The organism is Saccharopolyspora flava (genome assembly GCF_900116135.1).
Classification (GTDB): domain Bacteria; phylum Actinomycetota; class Actinomycetes; order Mycobacteriales; family Pseudonocardiaceae; genus Saccharopolyspora; species Saccharopolyspora flava.
The window spans coordinates 180,473-196,643 of record NZ_FOZX01000003.1; the positions used below are offsets into that span (position 1 = coordinate 180,473).

General features: G+C 70.7%; 12 protein-coding genes. 9 read left to right on the plus strand and 3 right to left on the minus strand.

Annotated features, from left to right (window positions below; genetic code table 11):
- Window positions 1-81: 81 nt before the first annotated feature.
- Together BM424_RS11240 and BM424_RS11245 are read left to right on the plus strand one after the other, a co-directional pair.
- Entirely contained in the window at window positions 82-666 is a 585-nt protein-coding gene (locus tag BM424_RS11240; protein ID WP_093416000.1) for a DNA-binding protein, read from the plus strand.
- Between the two features lie 33 nt (window positions 667-699).
- Window positions 700-1,356 (plus strand): RES family NAD+ phosphorylase, encoded by a 657-nt coding sequence (locus BM424_RS11245; RefSeq protein ID WP_175548037.1) that lies wholly within the window; start codon window positions 700-702, stop codon window positions 1,354-1,356.
- Window positions 1,357-1,412: 56 nt separating this feature from the next.
- Here the strand turns inward: BM424_RS11245 and BM424_RS11250 are convergent, their stop codons facing one another.
- From BM424_RS11250 to BM424_RS11260, 3 genes are all read right to left on the minus strand, one after another.
- Entirely contained in the window at window positions 1,413-2,492 is a 1,080-nt protein-coding gene (locus BM424_RS11250) for a DUF7507 domain-containing protein (protein WP_093416002.1), read from the minus strand.
- Window positions 2,468-5,614, minus strand: a complete 3,147-nt coding sequence (locus BM424_RS11255) for a DUF7507 domain-containing protein (RefSeq protein ID WP_093416004.1) — start codon at window positions 5,612-5,614, stop codon at window positions 2,468-2,470. The genes BM424_RS11250 and BM424_RS11255 overlap by 25 nt, the downstream gene beginning before the upstream one ends.
- Window positions 5,615-6,038: 424 nt before the next feature.
- Window positions 6,039-7,013 (minus strand): TerC family protein, encoded by a 975-nt coding sequence (locus BM424_RS11260; RefSeq protein ID WP_093416946.1) that lies wholly within the window; start codon window positions 7,011-7,013, stop codon window positions 6,039-6,041.
- A 676-nt stretch (window positions 7,014-7,689) separates the two neighbouring features.
- On the opposite strand from BM424_RS11260, the gene BM424_RS11265 reads away from it, so the two are divergent.
- From BM424_RS11265 to BM424_RS11295, 7 genes are all read left to right on the plus strand, one after another.
- On the plus strand, window positions 7,690-10,308 hold the full coding sequence (locus BM424_RS11265) for an alpha/beta fold hydrolase (RefSeq protein WP_245775819.1): 2,619 nt from the start codon (window positions 7,690-7,692) through the stop codon (window positions 10,306-10,308).
- Window positions 10,305-11,237 carry an ABC transporter permease gene (locus BM424_RS11270; protein ID WP_425441999.1) on the plus strand — a complete coding sequence of 311 codons (933 nt, stop codon included), beginning with the start codon at window positions 10,305-10,307 and terminating at the stop codon, window positions 11,235-11,237. The genes BM424_RS11265 and BM424_RS11270 overlap by 4 nt, the downstream gene beginning before the upstream one ends.
- A gap of 218 nt (window positions 11,238-11,455) precedes the next feature.
- Complete coding sequence (locus BM424_RS11275) at window positions 11,456-12,364, plus strand: LysR family transcriptional regulator (RefSeq protein ID WP_093416006.1); 909 nt, start codon at window positions 11,456-11,458, stop codon at window positions 12,362-12,364.
- A gap of 132 nt (window positions 12,365-12,496) precedes the next feature.
- Window positions 12,497-13,696 (plus strand): CaiB/BaiF CoA transferase family protein, encoded by a 1,200-nt coding sequence (locus BM424_RS11280; protein WP_093416953.1) that lies wholly within the window; start codon window positions 12,497-12,499, stop codon window positions 13,694-13,696.
- Window positions 13,693-14,466 carry a crotonase/enoyl-CoA hydratase family protein gene (locus BM424_RS11285; protein ID WP_093416007.1) on the plus strand — a complete coding sequence of 258 codons (774 nt, stop codon included), beginning with the start codon at window positions 13,693-13,695 and terminating at the stop codon, window positions 14,464-14,466. Before BM424_RS11280 ends, BM424_RS11285 begins: the two co-directional genes overlap by 4 nt.
- Window positions 14,463-15,212 carry an acetoacetate decarboxylase gene (locus tag BM424_RS11290; RefSeq protein WP_175548039.1) on the plus strand — a complete coding sequence of 250 codons (750 nt, stop codon included), beginning with the start codon at window positions 14,463-14,465 and terminating at the stop codon, window positions 15,210-15,212. The genes BM424_RS11285 and BM424_RS11290 overlap by 4 nt, the downstream gene beginning before the upstream one ends.
- Window positions 15,209-16,165 carry a 3-hydroxyacyl-CoA dehydrogenase NAD-binding domain-containing protein gene (locus BM424_RS11295; protein WP_175548040.1) on the plus strand — a complete coding sequence of 319 codons (957 nt, stop codon included), beginning with the start codon at window positions 15,209-15,211 and terminating at the stop codon, window positions 16,163-16,165. The genes BM424_RS11290 and BM424_RS11295 overlap by 4 nt, the downstream gene beginning before the upstream one ends.
- The last annotated feature ends 6 nt before the right edge of the window (window positions 16,166-16,171 follow it).

The window sequence follows — 16,171 nt, forward strand, 5'->3', positions numbered from 1 at the left end:
CAGTGCTACAGGCGGTGAGTTTCGCGTGCATCGGCGCACGTTCGCGCACGCATCTCGTGCGCTCTGCGGTATTCTGGGGTCATGTCAGCCGCGCTGGAGACCGTGTTGGCCCGGGCCGGTTTGAAGGTCACCGCCAACGAATTCCTCACCCTCGTCGAGGACGCAGCCAAGAAGCTCACCTCGCCGCAGGTCGACCCAGCCGCGCACTTCACCGAAGCGGAGCGCGACGCCCTCACCGGCACCGGGCTCGACCTGCGCCCGCTGGACGCCGACGAAGCCGACCCCCGCGCGCGCACCGTCGCCGAGCAGACCGTGCTGCGCGACACCGCGCTGTCGGTCGGGCAGGCCGCCGCTCGCATCGGCGTCGACACCAGCCGCATCCGCCACCGCATCGGCGAACGCCGCCTGATCGGCTGGAAGGACCGCGGCGGCTGGCGGCTGCCCGCGTGGCAGTTCGGCGACTCCGACGTGCTGCCGGGACTGGACGTCGTTCTGGCCTGGATGCCGGCCGACCAGCCCGCGCTCGTGCTGGCCAACTTCATGACCACCCCGCAGGAAGACCTGGAGATCCACGACAGACCGGTGAGCCCGCGAGAGTGGCTGCTGGCCGGGGGTGACCCGCAGCGGGTCGCCGAGCTCGCCGCCGCCATCGGCACCCCCGCCTGACCAGCCCCACCGCGACCACCACCGGGACACACTTTGGCACGGCTCCCCCAGCCGCCCGCTCCTGCAGCGCTGCAGGCGATCCTCCGCCGCGCGGAGGACGTGATCGCAGTACCCGCGGGCACCAGGCTCGCGCGCGTGTTCACCTCCGGCGGCACGCACCCGCAGCAGTGGAACAGCTTCCGCTACGCGGGCCCGCTGCCGCACGCCCGCTTCGACCCGCACCTGCCCAACTCGCAGGGCGGGCCGACGATCACCCGCGAGCACGGGGTGCTGTACTTCTCGCTGTCGGTGCAGACCTGCATCGCCGAGGTCTACCAGGCCACCTCCACAGTGGACCGTCGCACCCGCAGCCCGCACCTGGTGCTGTTCCGCCCGCGCCGGACGTTGCGGCTGCTCGACCTCACCGGGCTCTGGCCCACCCGGGCCGGTGCCTCGCAGGCCATCAGCAGCGGCCCGAAGTCCCGCACCCAGGCGTGGGCGCGCGCGATCCGCGCGTCCTACCCGGAGCTCGACGGCCTCTGGTACCGGTCCTCGATGGACTCCGGCAACCCCTCGGTCTGCCTCTGGGACCCGCCGGCGGACACGGCCCTGCCGGACACTCCCGACGTGCTGCTGCCCCTCAGCCACCCGGGCCTCGACGTCCCGCTCGGCCGGGTCTGCCAGGAGCTCAGCTACACCCTCCTGGACTGAAACGGCGGACACCCCGGTCCTCGCCTGCGCGAGAACCGGGGTGTCGCCCTCCGGGATCAGCCGTCGATGCGGCGTCGGCGGACCGTCAGCACGATCACTCCCCCGGCGGTGAGCAGGGCCGCCGCCAGGAACGACCACGCCGTCACGTTCTGCCCGGTCTGGGCCAGCGGTTCCTGCTGCGGGCCCGGCTCCGGTCCCGGCTGCGGCGGAGCCGGAGCCGGGGGCGCCGGCTGCTCCGGCGGTTCGGTCGGTCCCGGCGACGGCGGCGGCGTCGTGTCGACCACCGGCACCGAAGCGCTCGCCGGGTCCGATTCGAGCGGTGCCCCGCCCGGCGCGGTGCCGTGCGCGACGGCGGTGTTGCTGACCTCACCGGCGGCCACGTCCTCGGCGTTGACGACGTGCGGCTCCGCGGTGCACGGCATCTCCTCGCCCGGCGCCAGCGAATCCCGTTCGCACATCACGGTTCCCGCCTGCGGATCCGACACCGTCACCTCGGACGCGGTGGCGTTGCCGGTGTTGGACACGGTGATCGTCCACACGACCTGGTCGCCGAGGCCGGTCACCCCGTCGCCGTCGAGGTCCACCGGCGCGCCGCTCTTGGCGATCTGCAGCACCGGGGCGAAGTCACCGCGCAGCGTCACGCTGCTCGGCTCCGCCTCGACCGCGCGGCCTCCGGGCGCGACGCCCGTCGCGCTCACCTCGTTGGTGAGGCTCCCGCGGTCCACATCGGCCTGGGTCGTCGTGTAGCTCGCGGTGCAGGTCTTCTGCTGCCCCGGCAGCAGCGCCCCCTCCGGGCATTCCACGGGGGACAGCGTTCCGGAGCCGTCGAACGCCCCCTCCACGGCCACGACCTGGCCCAGGATCGCGTTGCCGGTGTTGGTCACCAGCATCGAGTAGGTGATCGGCTGGCCCGGCCCGGTCAGCTCCGTCGCGTCGGCGGTCTTGTCCACCGACAGCCCCGGAGCCAGCTCACCGGGAAGCTCCACCGTGGACGGTGGCGTCGGCGGGATCGGTGCGGTCTCCCCCGCCGGAACGCCGGTGGCGGTCGCGGAGTTGCGCAGCGTCCCGGCGTCGACGTCGGCCTGGGTGATCGCGTAGGTCGCCGTGCAGGTCATCTGCGCGTTCGGCGCGAGCACGTCCGACGAGCAGGCCCGCGCGAGAGCGTGCCGGTGCCGGTGAACTCGGTGTCGTTCACGGTCACCGCGCCCATCGTCACGTTGCCGGTGTTGGTGACCACGAAGCTGTAGGTCAGCAGCGAACCCGGGTAGAAGTCCTGCGGCGTGGGCTTGTCGACGGACTTCACGATGGACAGCGCCGGTGCCGCCGCGACGTCCACCGCGGCCTCGCTGATCGCCGAGTTGATCGGCTCGTTGGTTCCCGGCGGCGTCCCGGTGGCGTTGGCGGCGTTGGTGATCGTGCCGGCGTCGAGATCGGCCTGGGTGGCGGTGTAGGTGGCCGTGCAGGTCATCTCCGCACCGGGTGCCAGGACGTCGCCCGGGCAGGCGGGGACCGGCGGGGTGCCGGTGCCGCTGAACGAGGTCTCGGCGACCGCGACGCCCGACATCGTCACGTTGCCGGTGTTGCGGACCAGGAAGGTGTAGGTCACCTGGTCGCCTTCGGCGTCGATCGACTGCGGCGCAGCGGTTTTCGTCAGCTCCAGGGCCGGTGCGGCGGGGGCGTCGACCACGGCCGAGGCCGGTGCGGAGGTGCGCTGCTCCCCGTTGGGAACGGTGCCCACCGCCTGCGCGGTGTTGGCGATCGAGCCCCGGTCGATGTCGGCCTGCGTGGCCGCGTAGGTCGCCGTGCACGTGGTCGAGGTGCCCGGGGCGAGCGTGGTCACCGGGCAGCTCGGCATCGGCGCCGGACCGGTACCGGTGAACTCGGTGTCGGCCACGGAGACCCCGTTCAGCGTCACGTTGGAGTCGTTGGTGACCGCGTAGGAGTAGGTGATTGACTGGCCCGCGTTCGTCACCGTCGCGGGATCGGCCGTCTTGACCAGGGTCGGACCGCCGGTGGCCGGGACGATCACCGTCGCCGACGACGGGTTCGACGGGACCTGCTGACCGGCCGGGATCGTGCCGACGGCGGTCGCGGTGTTGCTGACGCCTCCGGCGTCGGCGTCGGCCGGGGTGATCGTGTAGGTCGTGGTGCAGGACGTGGACTGACCCGGCAGCAGCGTGGTCTGCGGGCAGGTCACCGGAGGCAGCATCCCGGTGCCGGTGAACTCGGTGTCGGTGACCGCGATGCCCGACATGGTGACGTTGCCGGTGTTGGTGACGTCGTAGTGGAACGTCACCTGCGCGCCCGCACCCGGCGCGGTGGCCGGGTCGGCGGTCTTGACCAGCGCCAGCGAGGGCTCCGCGGCGATGTCGACCCGCGCGCTCGACGGCGCCGAGGCGATCGGGCCCGCCGTGGTCGTGCCGGACGCGTTGGCCTCGTTGGTGATGAAGCCGCGGTTCACGTCGTCCTGCGTGGAGGTGTAGGTGGCGGTGCAGTTCGTCGAGGCGCCGGGCGCCAGCGACGTCACCGGGCAGGTCACCGCCGGGGTCGGGCTCCCGGAGAACTGCGTCTCGTTGATGGTGAGCCCGCTGACGGTGACGTTGCCGGTGTTGGTGACCGCGAAGGTGTAGTTCACCGGCTGCCCGGCCGCGCTGATCGAGGTCGGCGCGGCGGTCTTGGTCAGCGCCAGCCCCGGCGTGCGGGTCGCGGTCACGGTGGCCGCGGCCTCCGGCGAGGTGGCCACGCCGCCGCCCGCGGTGGAGGCGGTGGCGGTGGCGGCGTTGAGGACGGAGCCGCGGTCGATGTCGGCCTGGGTGGTGGTGTAGGTCGCGGTGCAGGTCGTCGAGGCGCCCACGTTCAGGTTCGTGGTCGGGCAGCTGATGTCCGGCGGCGTACCGGAGCCGGTGAACTGGGTTTCGGTGAGCGCGAGGCCGCCGAGCGGCACGTCCCCGGTGTTGGTGACCTCGTAGGAGTAGCCCACCTGCTGGCCGGCCGCGGTCACCGTGGTCGGGTCGGCGGTCTTGACCAGCGACAGCCCGGGCGCTTCGGCCAGGGTCGTGGTGACCGAGGCGGTGTTGTTGCCGGTCGCGGGATCGCTGTCGACTCCCGCGATGCTCGCCGTGTTGGTCACCGAGCTGCCCGTCACCGGGGCGTTGCCCTGCAGGATGATCGGGCCGAACGACGCCCCGGGGTCGAGCACCGACGCGTCGGCGTTCTGCGGGTTCGCGCACGTCAAATCCGCCCACGTGGGACTCGTGGTGTTCTGGGCGACCGTGCAGTTCGGTGGTGCGGCGGAGCAGACCAGGGAGGTGCCGTTCAAGGAGCAGCCCGGCGGCGCGGAGACCAGGGACGCGCCGGTGACGCCGGCCGGGACGGCGTCGTTGATGACGAAGCCGTGCGAGGGCGCCGCGCCGTTGTTGGTGGCGTTGATCGTCCACTGCATGAGGCCGCCGTTGACGGCGGTGGCCGGCCCGGTCTTGGTGATGGCCAGGTCGCTCTGGGGCACGTAGAGGTTGAACATGGCGCGGCCGGAGATCGCCGCCGCCGTCGTGGTGACCTGGGTGAGCGCCGAGGTCATGAAGTAGTCGGTGAGCTCGAAGCTCGTCACCACGCCCTTGAGCTGGAGGTACACCGCGGACCCGTCCGTGGCGTTGGTCGGCAGGGTGTTGCAGGCGAGACCGGCGATGTAGCTCTGGGTCAGCGAGAGCCGGTTCGTGGTGGAGTTGTAGGCGTAGTTGCCGAGCGAGCCGCCCACCACCGAGGTCGACCCGGACGTGGTCGTCGCGCCGTTGACCCGGGACACGGCGGTGTCGAGCCACGAGGCGTTGCAGGCGTCACCGGTCTGCCGGTAGCCGCCGCTGGTGCGGATGGCGATCACGGGGTCGACCACGGCGCGCGGCAGGTTCACGGTCACGTAGTGCGCGCTGCACTGGTTGATCTGGTCGACGGGTTTGTTGGCGATGCACGGGTCGCCGAGGGTGGGGACGGAGGTCGAGTTGACCTGGACGCGCGGCACGACCTGGCCGTCGATGTTGAACTGCGTCGCCGCGGAGGTGTCGAGCAGGTCGGTCGAGGCGGGACTGCTGTCGACGGCGGTGACCGGGCCGAGCGCGGCGCCGTTGTTGGGCAGCGTCGTGGTGACCGGCGACGTGGACGGGGCCGCGTCGGCGCCGTCCCAGGCGGGGACCGACACGTAGCCGGCGGGTGGCGCGGCCTGGGCCTCGGGCCGGTCGACGATCTGCAGGATGGTCAGCAACATCGCCACCGCACCCAGGACCGCCAGAATGCGGTGAGCAGCGCCACCTCCCCACTTCGACGTGAGAATTGTTCCTCGTTTCCGACCGCGCATTCCCGTGCTCCACGACTCGACGTTGGTGTCGGTGGAAAACCGCGCGCGACAGCGGACGGGCACCCGGCAGCGATACCGGAAGCCACGTCAAGAGCACGCCGTTTTCGCTGGTGAACGGGATTCGGAGAAGTCCGGAAGATCCCTGATCACCGGACAAGAGCAGATTGAACAGCCATCGCGATCAGTTCGCCAACCGAACTGTCGACCCGAGCGAACAATGATCCGAAAGGGTGGCGGCGAACAACTCCCCGAATGGGCAACAACCGTCGCGACCGCAAAAAGAAGAATCCCCTTCGGGACAATTCCCGAAGGGGATTCTCGAAATTCCGGAAGATCAGCTGCGGTTGGCTTCCGCCTCCGCCGCGGCCTCGTCCCGCTTGGACTTGGCGAGGCTGGCCCAGGTGGTGATCGCCAGGGTCACCACGATGAAGCCCAGCGACATCCAGTTGTTGATCTCCGCCCACTCGGGCACCAGGTGGTACTCGTGGAACGCGTGCAGGATCAGCTTCAGGCCGATGAAGCCGAGGATGACCGCCAGCCCGATCGACAGGTACACCAGCTTGTCCACCAGGCCGCCGAGCAGGAAGTACAGCTGCCGCAGCCCCATCAGCGCGAACGCGTTGGCGGTGAACACCAGGAACGGGTCCTGGGTGATGCCGAAGATCGCCGGGATCGAGTCCACGGCGAACAGCAGGTCGGCACTGCCGATGGCCACGATGACCACGAACATCGGCGTCAGGTACCGCTTGCCGTCGATCTTCACCGTCGACTTCGCCTCGTGGTAGTCGTCGGTCACCGGGAACACCTTGCGGACCCAGCGGACGACCGCGTTCTCCTTGTACTCCTCTTCCTCGTCCTTCTTGCGGACCATGCTGATCGCGGTCCAGATGAGGAAGCCGCCGAAGATGAAGAAGATCCACACGAACTGGGCGATCAGCGCGGCGCCGACCGCGATGAAGATGCCTCGCATCAGCAGCGCGAGCAGGATGCCGATCAGCAGGACCTTGTGCTGGTGGATCGACGGCACCGCGAAGCTGGACATGATCACCATGAAGATGAACAGGTTGTCCACGCTCAGCGAGTACTCGGTGATGTAACCGGTGAAGAACTCGATGGCGAAGTGCTGGTCGCCGAAGATCCAGACGCCGATGCCGAACAGGATCGCGCAGGCGACGTAGAAGGTGACCCACTTGGCGGCCTCGCCGGTGGTCACCTCGTGCGGCTTGCGGTCGACGATCACCAGGTCGAGCAGCAGCAGCAGGGCGAGACCGCCCAGCGTGGCTGCCCACACCCACCAGTGCACGTGCATCGTGTCGACTGCGGGCTGCTGGGCTTGTACCGCGCGCAGCATCAGGTCGGCACCCATCAATCACCTCCGGTTCAGGGCGAACACGTCCGGGACCGGAGGTCTCTTCCACCGATCTACGTCATCGGTCAGCGGCACCGGGCTTGACCAGGCAAGTTCCGTGATGACGACACCGCTGCGAAGGAATACTCCCCTCCACCACTCGCCAAGATTGTCACGTATGCCGGGGTCGCCGCACCAGGCGGGGTGACCACTCGCACGCAAAGTCACGCACCGAACCTAGGCGGCACCGCCGAACGGGGCAATGCGGACGACGCGGACTGGGCGGGACGGAGGCGTTGCGCTCGGCCCGGTGATCGTTACGATCACGTCGGTCCGATCACACGGGCACCGCACGCGGGGATGCGGCGGAGACCACACATCGACGGGCACGACGAGGTGCCCGATTGCGCTTTGGTCTCTGGTTCATAGCGTCTTGCCTTCCCCCCGCGTCTGGATGAAACCGGTGCCGCTCCGTTCCCCTACTGTCGATGGCGTGTCCGCCTCTCCCCGTCGTCGCACCGGCCTGGCCCTGCTCGCCCTGCCCTGCATCCTCTTAGTGGTGCTGGGGGCGTTCCTGTGGTCGGGCCAGGTCCGGCAGCCGCAAGCGGCCGTGCAGCCGCCGGCCCCGAGAGAGGCCATGGTCGACGTGCTCGACGGGCCCACCGGCTCCGAGCGCGTGCAGATCGACGTCACCCTGCACTCCCCCGTCGACACCCCCGCCCCGGCGATCCTGCTGGCGCACGGCTTCGGCGGCAGCAAGGACGAGACCGACCAGCAGGCGCGGGAGCTCGTCGCGCGCGGCTTCACCGTGCTGACCTACTCGGCGCGCGGCTTCGGCCGCAGCACCGGGCAGATCGCGCTGAACTCGCCGGACTACGAGGTCGCCGACGCCCGGCAGCTGCTGGACTGGCTGGCCCGCCAGCCCGAGGTGCTGCGCGACCGCGACGGCGACCCGCGCGTCGGCGTCACCGGCGGTTCCTACGGCGGTGCGCTCGCGCTGATGCTCGCGGGCACCGATCCGCGGGTGGACGCGATCTCGCCGGTGATGACCTACAACGACCTGGGCCAGGCGCTGCTGCCGAACAACGCGACGCAGGCGGGCATCGGCGGCACGACCCCGGCCGGCGGTTCGTTCAACCCCGACGGCGTGTTCAAGCAGGCCTGGACCGGGCTGCTGTTCGCCGCGGGCGGCGTGCCCAAGCCCGGCGCGCTGCCGACCTGCGGGAACTTCACCCGCGAGGTGTGCGCGGCCTACTCGGAGATCGCCCAGTACGGCCGGGCGAGCCAGGCCACGCTGGACCTGCTCGCCAAGTCCTCCCCCAAGACCTACAACTCGCGGATCACCCAGCCGACGCTGCTGGTGCAGGGCGAGCGGGACACGCTGTTCGGCCTGGACCAGGCGGACGCCAACGCGCGGCAGATCGCCGCGGCGGGCGCGCCGGTCAAGACCATCTGGTTCGCCGGCGGTCACGACAGCACCCCGCCCGGTCCGGAGGTGCGCAACCGCATCGCCGACTGGTTCGCCTTCCACCTCGGCGGCGTGCCGCCGGTTCCGGATCCGGGGACCGGCTTCCAGTTCGACATCGCCGGGCAGCCGCAGCGTGACGGCGACGTCCCGGTGCGCACCATGACCGCACCGAGCTACCCGGGTCTGCGCGAGTCGCGGACGCCGCGCTTCTCGCTGCCGCTGGAAGGACCGGCCACCCCGGTGCTCAACCCGCCGGGCGGGTCCCCGGCCGCGACGAGCTCGCTGCCCGGCGCCGGTCAGGTCCTCGACGCGGCGGGCAGCCTCGGCCAGTCGCTGGCCCGCGACCTGCCCGGGCAGGTCGCGGTGTTCGGCACGAAGCCGCTGGAAGAACAGACCCTCATCTCCGGCACGCCGCGCACCCGGCTCTCGATCGCCTCGGTGCCCGGTCAGCCGCAGCCCACCGACGCGGTGCTGTTCGCCAAGCTCTACGACGTCGGCCCGGACGGGCAGCGCCGGCTGCTCGGCAACGCCGTGTCGCCGATGCACATCACCGACATCCCGCCGGACGGCACGCCGAAGGAGTTCGACGTGGCGCTGCCGGGCATCGTGCACCCGGTGGAGTCCGGGCACCGCGTCGAGCTCGCGGTGGCCACCACCGACCAGGCCTACGCGCTGCCCCGGGAAGCCTCGATGCACGTGGTGGCGCTGGCCGGCGACCGCGCGGTGTCCATTCCGTCGGTGCGCGCGACGTCCTCGAGCGCCGGAACGGTGCCGGTCGGGCCGCTGGTGGGCATCGGGCTGGTGTTCCTGCTGGCGCTGCTGCTGCGGGTGATCTCGGCGATCCGCCGCAAGTTCCACGACGACCCGGACACCCGGCTCGCCGACACGCCGCTGGTGATCTCCGGGCTGACGAAGTCCTACCCGGGCAAGAAGGCCGCGGTGAACGACCTGTCGATCCAGGTCGAGCGCGGCCAGATCGTGGGCCTGCTCGGACCCAACGGCGCGGGCAAGACCACCACCCTGCGGATGCTGCTGGGGCTGCTGCGGCCGAGTCGCGGCGAGATCCGGATCTTCGGGCACCGCCTGCAGGCGGGCGCCCCGGTGCTGTCCCGGGTCGGGGCGCTGGTGGAGTCGCCGGGCTTCCTGCCGCACCTGTCCGGGCTGGACAACCTGCGGCACTACTGGGCGGCCACCGGGCGCCCGATGCTGCGGGCGCACATGGACGAGGTGCTGCAGATCGCCGGTCTGGAGGCCTCGGCCAAGCGCAAGGTGCGCACCTACAGCCAGGGCATGAAGCAGCGGCTGGCGATCGCGCAGGCGATGCTCGGGCTGCCGGAGCTGCTGGTGCTCGACGAGCCGGCCAACGGGCTCGACCCGCCGCAGATCCACCAGATGCGCGAGATCCTGCGCCGCTACGCCGCCACAGGCCGCGCGGTGCTGGTCTCCAGTCACCTGCTGGCCGAGGTCGAGCAGACCTGCACGCACGTGGTCGTCATGCAGGACGGCAAGCTGGTCGCCCAGGGCACGGTCTCCGAGATCATGGCCGTCAACGGCGAGGCGACGTTCCGGGTCGACGACCCGGAGCTGGCCGCCGAGTCGCTGCGCACCATCGAGGGCATGGGCGCGGTCGAGATCGACGGCGACCTGGTGCACGCCGACCTCGCCGGTCACCCGGCGGCGGTGGCGGTCAACGTGCTGGTCGCGGCGGGGATCGCGGTGCACCAGGTGGGACCGCGGCGCCGCCTGGAGGACGCCTTCCTGCAGCTGGTCGGAGAGGAGCAGCCGTGAGCGACGACGAAACGACCACGTCCACCGAGGTGGTCCTTCCCGAGACCGAGACCTCGCTGGTGCGCACGCCGAAGCTCGGGGTGCCGCAGGCCGACGGCGCCGTCGAGGGCTACTCGGCCAAGCGCACCCTGCCGCTGCGGGTCGAGCTGGCCCGCCAGCTGCGCCGCGCGCGGACCCGGCTGACGCTGGCGTTCCTGGTGCTGCTCCCGCTGCTGCTGCTCGCGGCGTTCGAGCTCGGCGAGGACGAGTCGCGGGGCGGGCGCACGTTCGCCGACGTGGCCACCTCCAGCGGGTTGAACTTCGCGGTGTTCACGCTGTTCGTCTCGACCGGGTTCCTGCTGGTCGTGGTGGTGGCGCTGTTCTTCGGCGACACGGTCGCCAGCGAGGCGTCGTGGTCGAGCCTGAAGTACCTGCTGGCGGCGCCGGTGCCGCGGATGCGGCTGCTGCGGCAGAAGGCGAAGGTCGCGGCGCTGCTGTCGGTGCTGGGCATCGTGCTGCTGGTCGGGGTGGCGCTGGCGGTGGGCGTGTTCTGGTTCGGCACCGGGGACCTGATCAGCACCACCGGCGAGGCCCTGGCGTTCCCGCGCGGGGTGCTGAGCCTGGCGCTGGCGACGTTCTACGTCGCGATCCACCTCAGCTGGATCGCCGGGCTGGCGCTGTTCCTCAGCACCAGCACCGACGCCCCGCTGGGGGCGGTGGGCGGCGCGGTCCTGATCTCCATCGTCTCGGAGATCATCGACCAGATCTCGGCCCTGGGGGACCTCCGCAACTACCTCCCCACCCACTTCTCCACCGCCTACTCGGACCTCCTCAGCGAGGACATCGACCCCTCGTCGATGATCACGGGCGTCTTCTCCGCCCTGTCCTACGCCGCGGTCTTCACGGTCCTCGCCCTCTGGCGCTTCTCCCGCAAGGACATCAACAGCTGACCCTCCCCACCCACCCGCGTGACCCCCGGTCGAAAACCCCGGTTTTCGTCGGGTCGAATACCGCAGTTTTTGACCGGTCGAATACCGCGGTTTTCGACCCGGCAAAACCTGCGGTATTCGTCCTCGGTGGGGTGGACGCCCGGTTTTCGGGGGTGGGGCGCGGGGTTCGGGTGGTGTGACCCGGTGCGTTGGGCCGGGCGGCGTAGTGTTGTTCGGCGATGGAGATCTTTCATCTGCGGTACTTCGTGGCCGTGGCGGAGAAGTTGAGCTTCTCGGGGGCCGCCCGTTCGTTGCACATGGCGACCTCGCCGTTGAGCCAGCGCATCCGGGACCTCGAGCGGGAGCTCGGGGTGGTGCTGTTCGAACGCGACTCGCACCACGTGCAGCTGACCGACGCCGGCAGTTCGCTGCTGCCGATCGCGCGGGAGGCGTTGAGCCGCTTCGACGACGTGCCGTGGCGACTGCGGGAGGCGATCGGGCGGACCCGTCCCGTGGTGTACCTGGGGGTGCCGCCCGGCCTGCACTCGACGCTGCGGGAGCGGCTGACCGGTTTCACCCGCTACTGCGCCGAGGTGTGCGAGCTCAAGCGCTGGCCCGGCGGCAGCCGCGAGCTGCTGCTCGGCGTGCAGCGCGGCGAGCTGGCGATGGCGCTGGTGCACCTGCCGGTGCACGCCGAGGGCATCGAGGTCGCCGAGCTGATGCGGGAGCCGCTGGGCGCGGTGCTGCCCGCGCTGGACTTCGCCGGCCGCGAGTCGGTGTCGCTGCACGAGCTGGTGGGCCTGACCTACGTGCGCCCGGCGCCCCGGATGCTGCCGGACTACTGGGACGAGCTGGAGGCCCGGCTCAGCGCCGCCGGGATACACCGCAGGATGACGCTCGACACGGGTGATTACGGCAGCACCGCGGAAGTGATCGCCAACGGCGGCGCATTCGCGATTTCGATGCTGGACCCGCGGAGCGGAATGCAGAAACTGCGTGACGAAAGCATCACCGTGCTGCCCATTCAGGACTTCTCACCCAGTCTCGCAACCGGCCTGATTTGGCGTCAGGACCGCACTGAAGTGCAGCTTGACCTGCAAAAACTCATCGCCGAGGCGAGGGAATTCCTGACAGATCCCGTGGCGTGACCGCTGCGGTCACGCCATTGTTCGCGATACGGTTCCACTGATCAATTGAACACCGCTCCACTGCGGACCTAACGTTGTTAGCGAAGCAAATAAGCCGATTCGGGACGAATTCCCGACGCACTAGGAGTGGTGATGACAACCCCCGCCGACAACGCCTCCGGCCCGCTGGCCGGCGTGCGTGTCATCGACATGGCGACCGTGGTCATGGGCCCGTACGCGGCCCAGGTCCTGGGTGACCTCGGCGCCGATGTGATCAAGATCGAGTCCCCGAAGGACACCGCGCGGATCGGCCCCCTTCACCGCACTCCCGGCATGACGCCGCTGGCGATGAACGTCAACCGCAACAAGCGCAGCGTCGCGCTCAACCTCAAGGACGCCGACGACGCCCAGCGCGCCCGCGACCTCATCGGCAGCGCCGACATCCTCATCACCAACATGCGGATCAACGCGCTGCGCCGGCTCGGCATGGACTACGAGAGCCTCGCCGCCGACAACCCGCACCTGATCTACGCCCACGCCCAGGGCTTCCGCCCGGACTCCGACCGCGCCGAGCTCGCCGCCTACGACGAGACCGTGCAGGCCGCCTCCGGTCTGCTCGACGTCGCCCAGCGCGCCGGGGACATCGGCAAGCCCGTGGTGCTGCCGAGCATCTTCGGCGACAAGGTCGCCGCGCTCACCATCGTCTACTCGGCGCTGGCCGCCCTGGTGCACCAGCGCGCGACCGGGCAGGGCCAGCTGGTCGAGGTGCCGATGGCCGACACGATGCTGGCGTTCAACCTCGTCGAGCACCTGCAGGGCCGGATCTACGAGCCGCCGATGTCCGACACCGGGTTCCCGCTGTCGATGAACGTCGGCCACCGCGCCCGTCCCACCAAGGACGGCTACGCGATGATCATGCCCTACTCGCCGAAGAACTTCCGCGACCTGTTCACCGCGGCCGGGCGCCCCGACCTCGCCGAGGACCCGCGCATCGCCGGCGACTACATCGACACCCGCCAGGACGGCACCGCGCTGGTGGAGCTCATGGAGTCGGTGACGCCGAACCTGACCACCGCCGAGTGGATCCGGGTCTGCGGCGAGTGCAGCATCCCCGTCGGCCCGGTCCTGCGCCTCGACGAGGCCGCCGACGACCCGTACGTCCAGGACGGCCACCTGCTCGACCTCGCCGAGCACCCCACCGAGGGCAGCTACCGCCAGGTGGGCGTGCCGATGCGGTTCTCGACGACCCCGGCCTCGATCCGGCTGCACCCGCCGATCCCCGGCCAGGACACCGACGACGTCTTCGCGGAGCTGAACGAGCGCACCGAGCGCAACGAGGGAGAAGCGGCATGAGCGCCCCGAACACCGCCGTGCTGACCGAGACGCGCGGCAACGTCCTGATCATCACCGTCAACCGGCCCGAGGCCCGCAACGCGGTCAACGCCGACGTCGCGCACGGCATCGCCGCCGCCGTCGACGAGCTCGACGCGAACCCGCAGCTGCGGGTCGGCGTGCTCACCGGCGCGGCGGGCACCTTCAGCGCGGGCATGGACCTCAAGGCCGCCGCCCGCGGCGAGTCGCCCAGCGTCGTCGACCGCGGCTTCGGCGGGATCACCGAGTTCGACAGCGCCAAGCCGCTGATCGCCGCCGTGGAGGGCTTCGCGATGGGCGGCGGTTTCGAGCTGGCGCTGGCCTGCGACCTGGTCGTGGCGGCCTCGGGCGCGTCGTTCGCGCTGCCGGAGGTCAAGCGCGGGCTCATCGCCGGGGGCGGCGGCGCGATCCGCCTGCCCAAGCGCATCCCGCACCACCTGGCGATGGAGCTGCTGCTGACCGGCCGCACCATCGCCGCCGGTCGGGCCGCCGAGCTGGGCCTGGTCAACCGGGTCGCCGACGACGGCGCGGCGCTGGAGGCCGCGCTGGAGCTGGCCGAGGAGCTGACCGCCAACGCGCCGCTGGCGCTGGCCGCGGTCAAGCAGGTCGTCCGGCACTCCGACCGGCTGCCCGAGCCGGAGGCCTTCACCGCCCAGCGCCGCGAGATCCGCGGGCTCTACGAGTCCGCCGACTTCGCCGAAGGCGTCCGGGCTTTCACCGAGAAGCGCGCACCGAAGTGGACGGGACAGTGAACAGCGAAGAGATCCTGCGCCGGGTGGCGACCCCGTTGACGTCCCCGGCCTACGCACCGGCGGTCGCGCGGTTCACCGACCGCGAGTACCTCAACATCGTCTACCGCACCGACCCCGAGGCGCTGCGGGCCGTGGTCCCCGAGCCGCTGGAGTTCGACGAGCCGCTGGTGCGGTTCGAGATCATGAACATGGGCGAGGTCACCTCGTTCGGGCCCTACGTCGAGGCGGGTCAGGCGATCCCGGTGCGCTTCGGCGAGGAGCGCGGCGAGTACCTGCACGCGATGTACCTGAACAACTTCCCCGCCACCGCCGCCGGCCGCGAGGCCAGCGCCTACCCGAAGGTGATGGGCGAACCGGCGCTCAAGGTCGACCACGCCGCGCTGGTGGGGACGCTGGACTACGGCTCGGAGCGGGTCGCCACGGCGACCATGGGCTACAAGTGGTTCCCGATGGATCTCGCGGCCGCCGAGGCCGAGATCACCGTGCCCACCTTCATGCTCAAGCTCGAACCGGGCTACGACCACCGGCCGCGGATCGCCGAGCTGGTGCGCACCCGCATCACCGACATCACCGTCAAGCAGGCCTTCACCGGCCCCGCGCGGTTGCAGCTGTTCGAGCACGCGCTGGCACCGCTGGCCGACCTGCCGGTGCGCGAGGTCGTCTCGGCCAGCCACATCATCACCGATCTCACGCTGTCGGGTGTCGAGCCCGTGCACGACTACCTGGCGGAGGGGAAGCAGTCATGAATCCGAAGTGGACGAACGTCGCGGTGGTGGGCGCCGGGACCATCGGGCTGGCCTGGGCGGCGCTGTTCGCGCACGCCGGCCTCCGGGTCCGGGTGACCGACCCGCGCGACGACCTCGAGACCGCCATCGACGAGGCGCTGCCGATGCTCGCCGAGAGCATCCCGGGCGCCGACGTCGCGGCGCTGCGCAGCCGCATCGAGGCGACCGACGACCTGGCCAAGGCGGTCGAGAACGCGCAGCTGGTGCAGGAGAACGGCCCGGAGCGGGTCGAGTTCAAGCAGCAGCTGTTCGCCGAGATCGCCCGGCACGCCCCGGCCGAGGCGATCCTGGCCTCCTCTAGCTCCGGCATCGTGGCCTCGGCCATCGCCGCCGAGCTGCCGGAAGACGTGGCCGCGCGGCTGCTGATCGCCCACCCGTTCAACCCGCCGCAGGTGGTGCCGCTGGTGGAGATCGTGCCCGGCACGACGTCCGAGGACGTGGTGCAGGAGGCCATCGCCTTCTACCGCGACCTGGGCAAGACCCCGGTGCGGATCCACAAGGAGGTCTCCGGGTTCGTCGCCAACCGGCTGCAGAGCGCCCTGATGCGGGAGTCGATCTCGCTGGTGCAGCAGGGCGTGGTCTCGGCCGAGGAGCTCGACACCGTGATGAAGGCGTCGCTGGGCGGTCGCTACGCGACCATCGGCCCGTTCGAGAGCTTCCACCTCGGCGGCGGGCCCGGCGGCATCCGGCACATGATGGCCCACCTCGGCGTGGGCATGGCGGACCGCTGGTCCGAACTGGGCCGTCCCGAGCTCGACGAGAGGACCATCTCCTCGATCGTCGAGCAGACCGAGACCGCCTACGGCTCGGGCCCCGAGGCCTACCAGGAACGCGCACGACTGCGCGACCGCAAGCACAACGCGCTCAACGACGCCCTCTCCGGCGTCGAAGCGTCTTCCACCGAATCGATCTGACGAGGA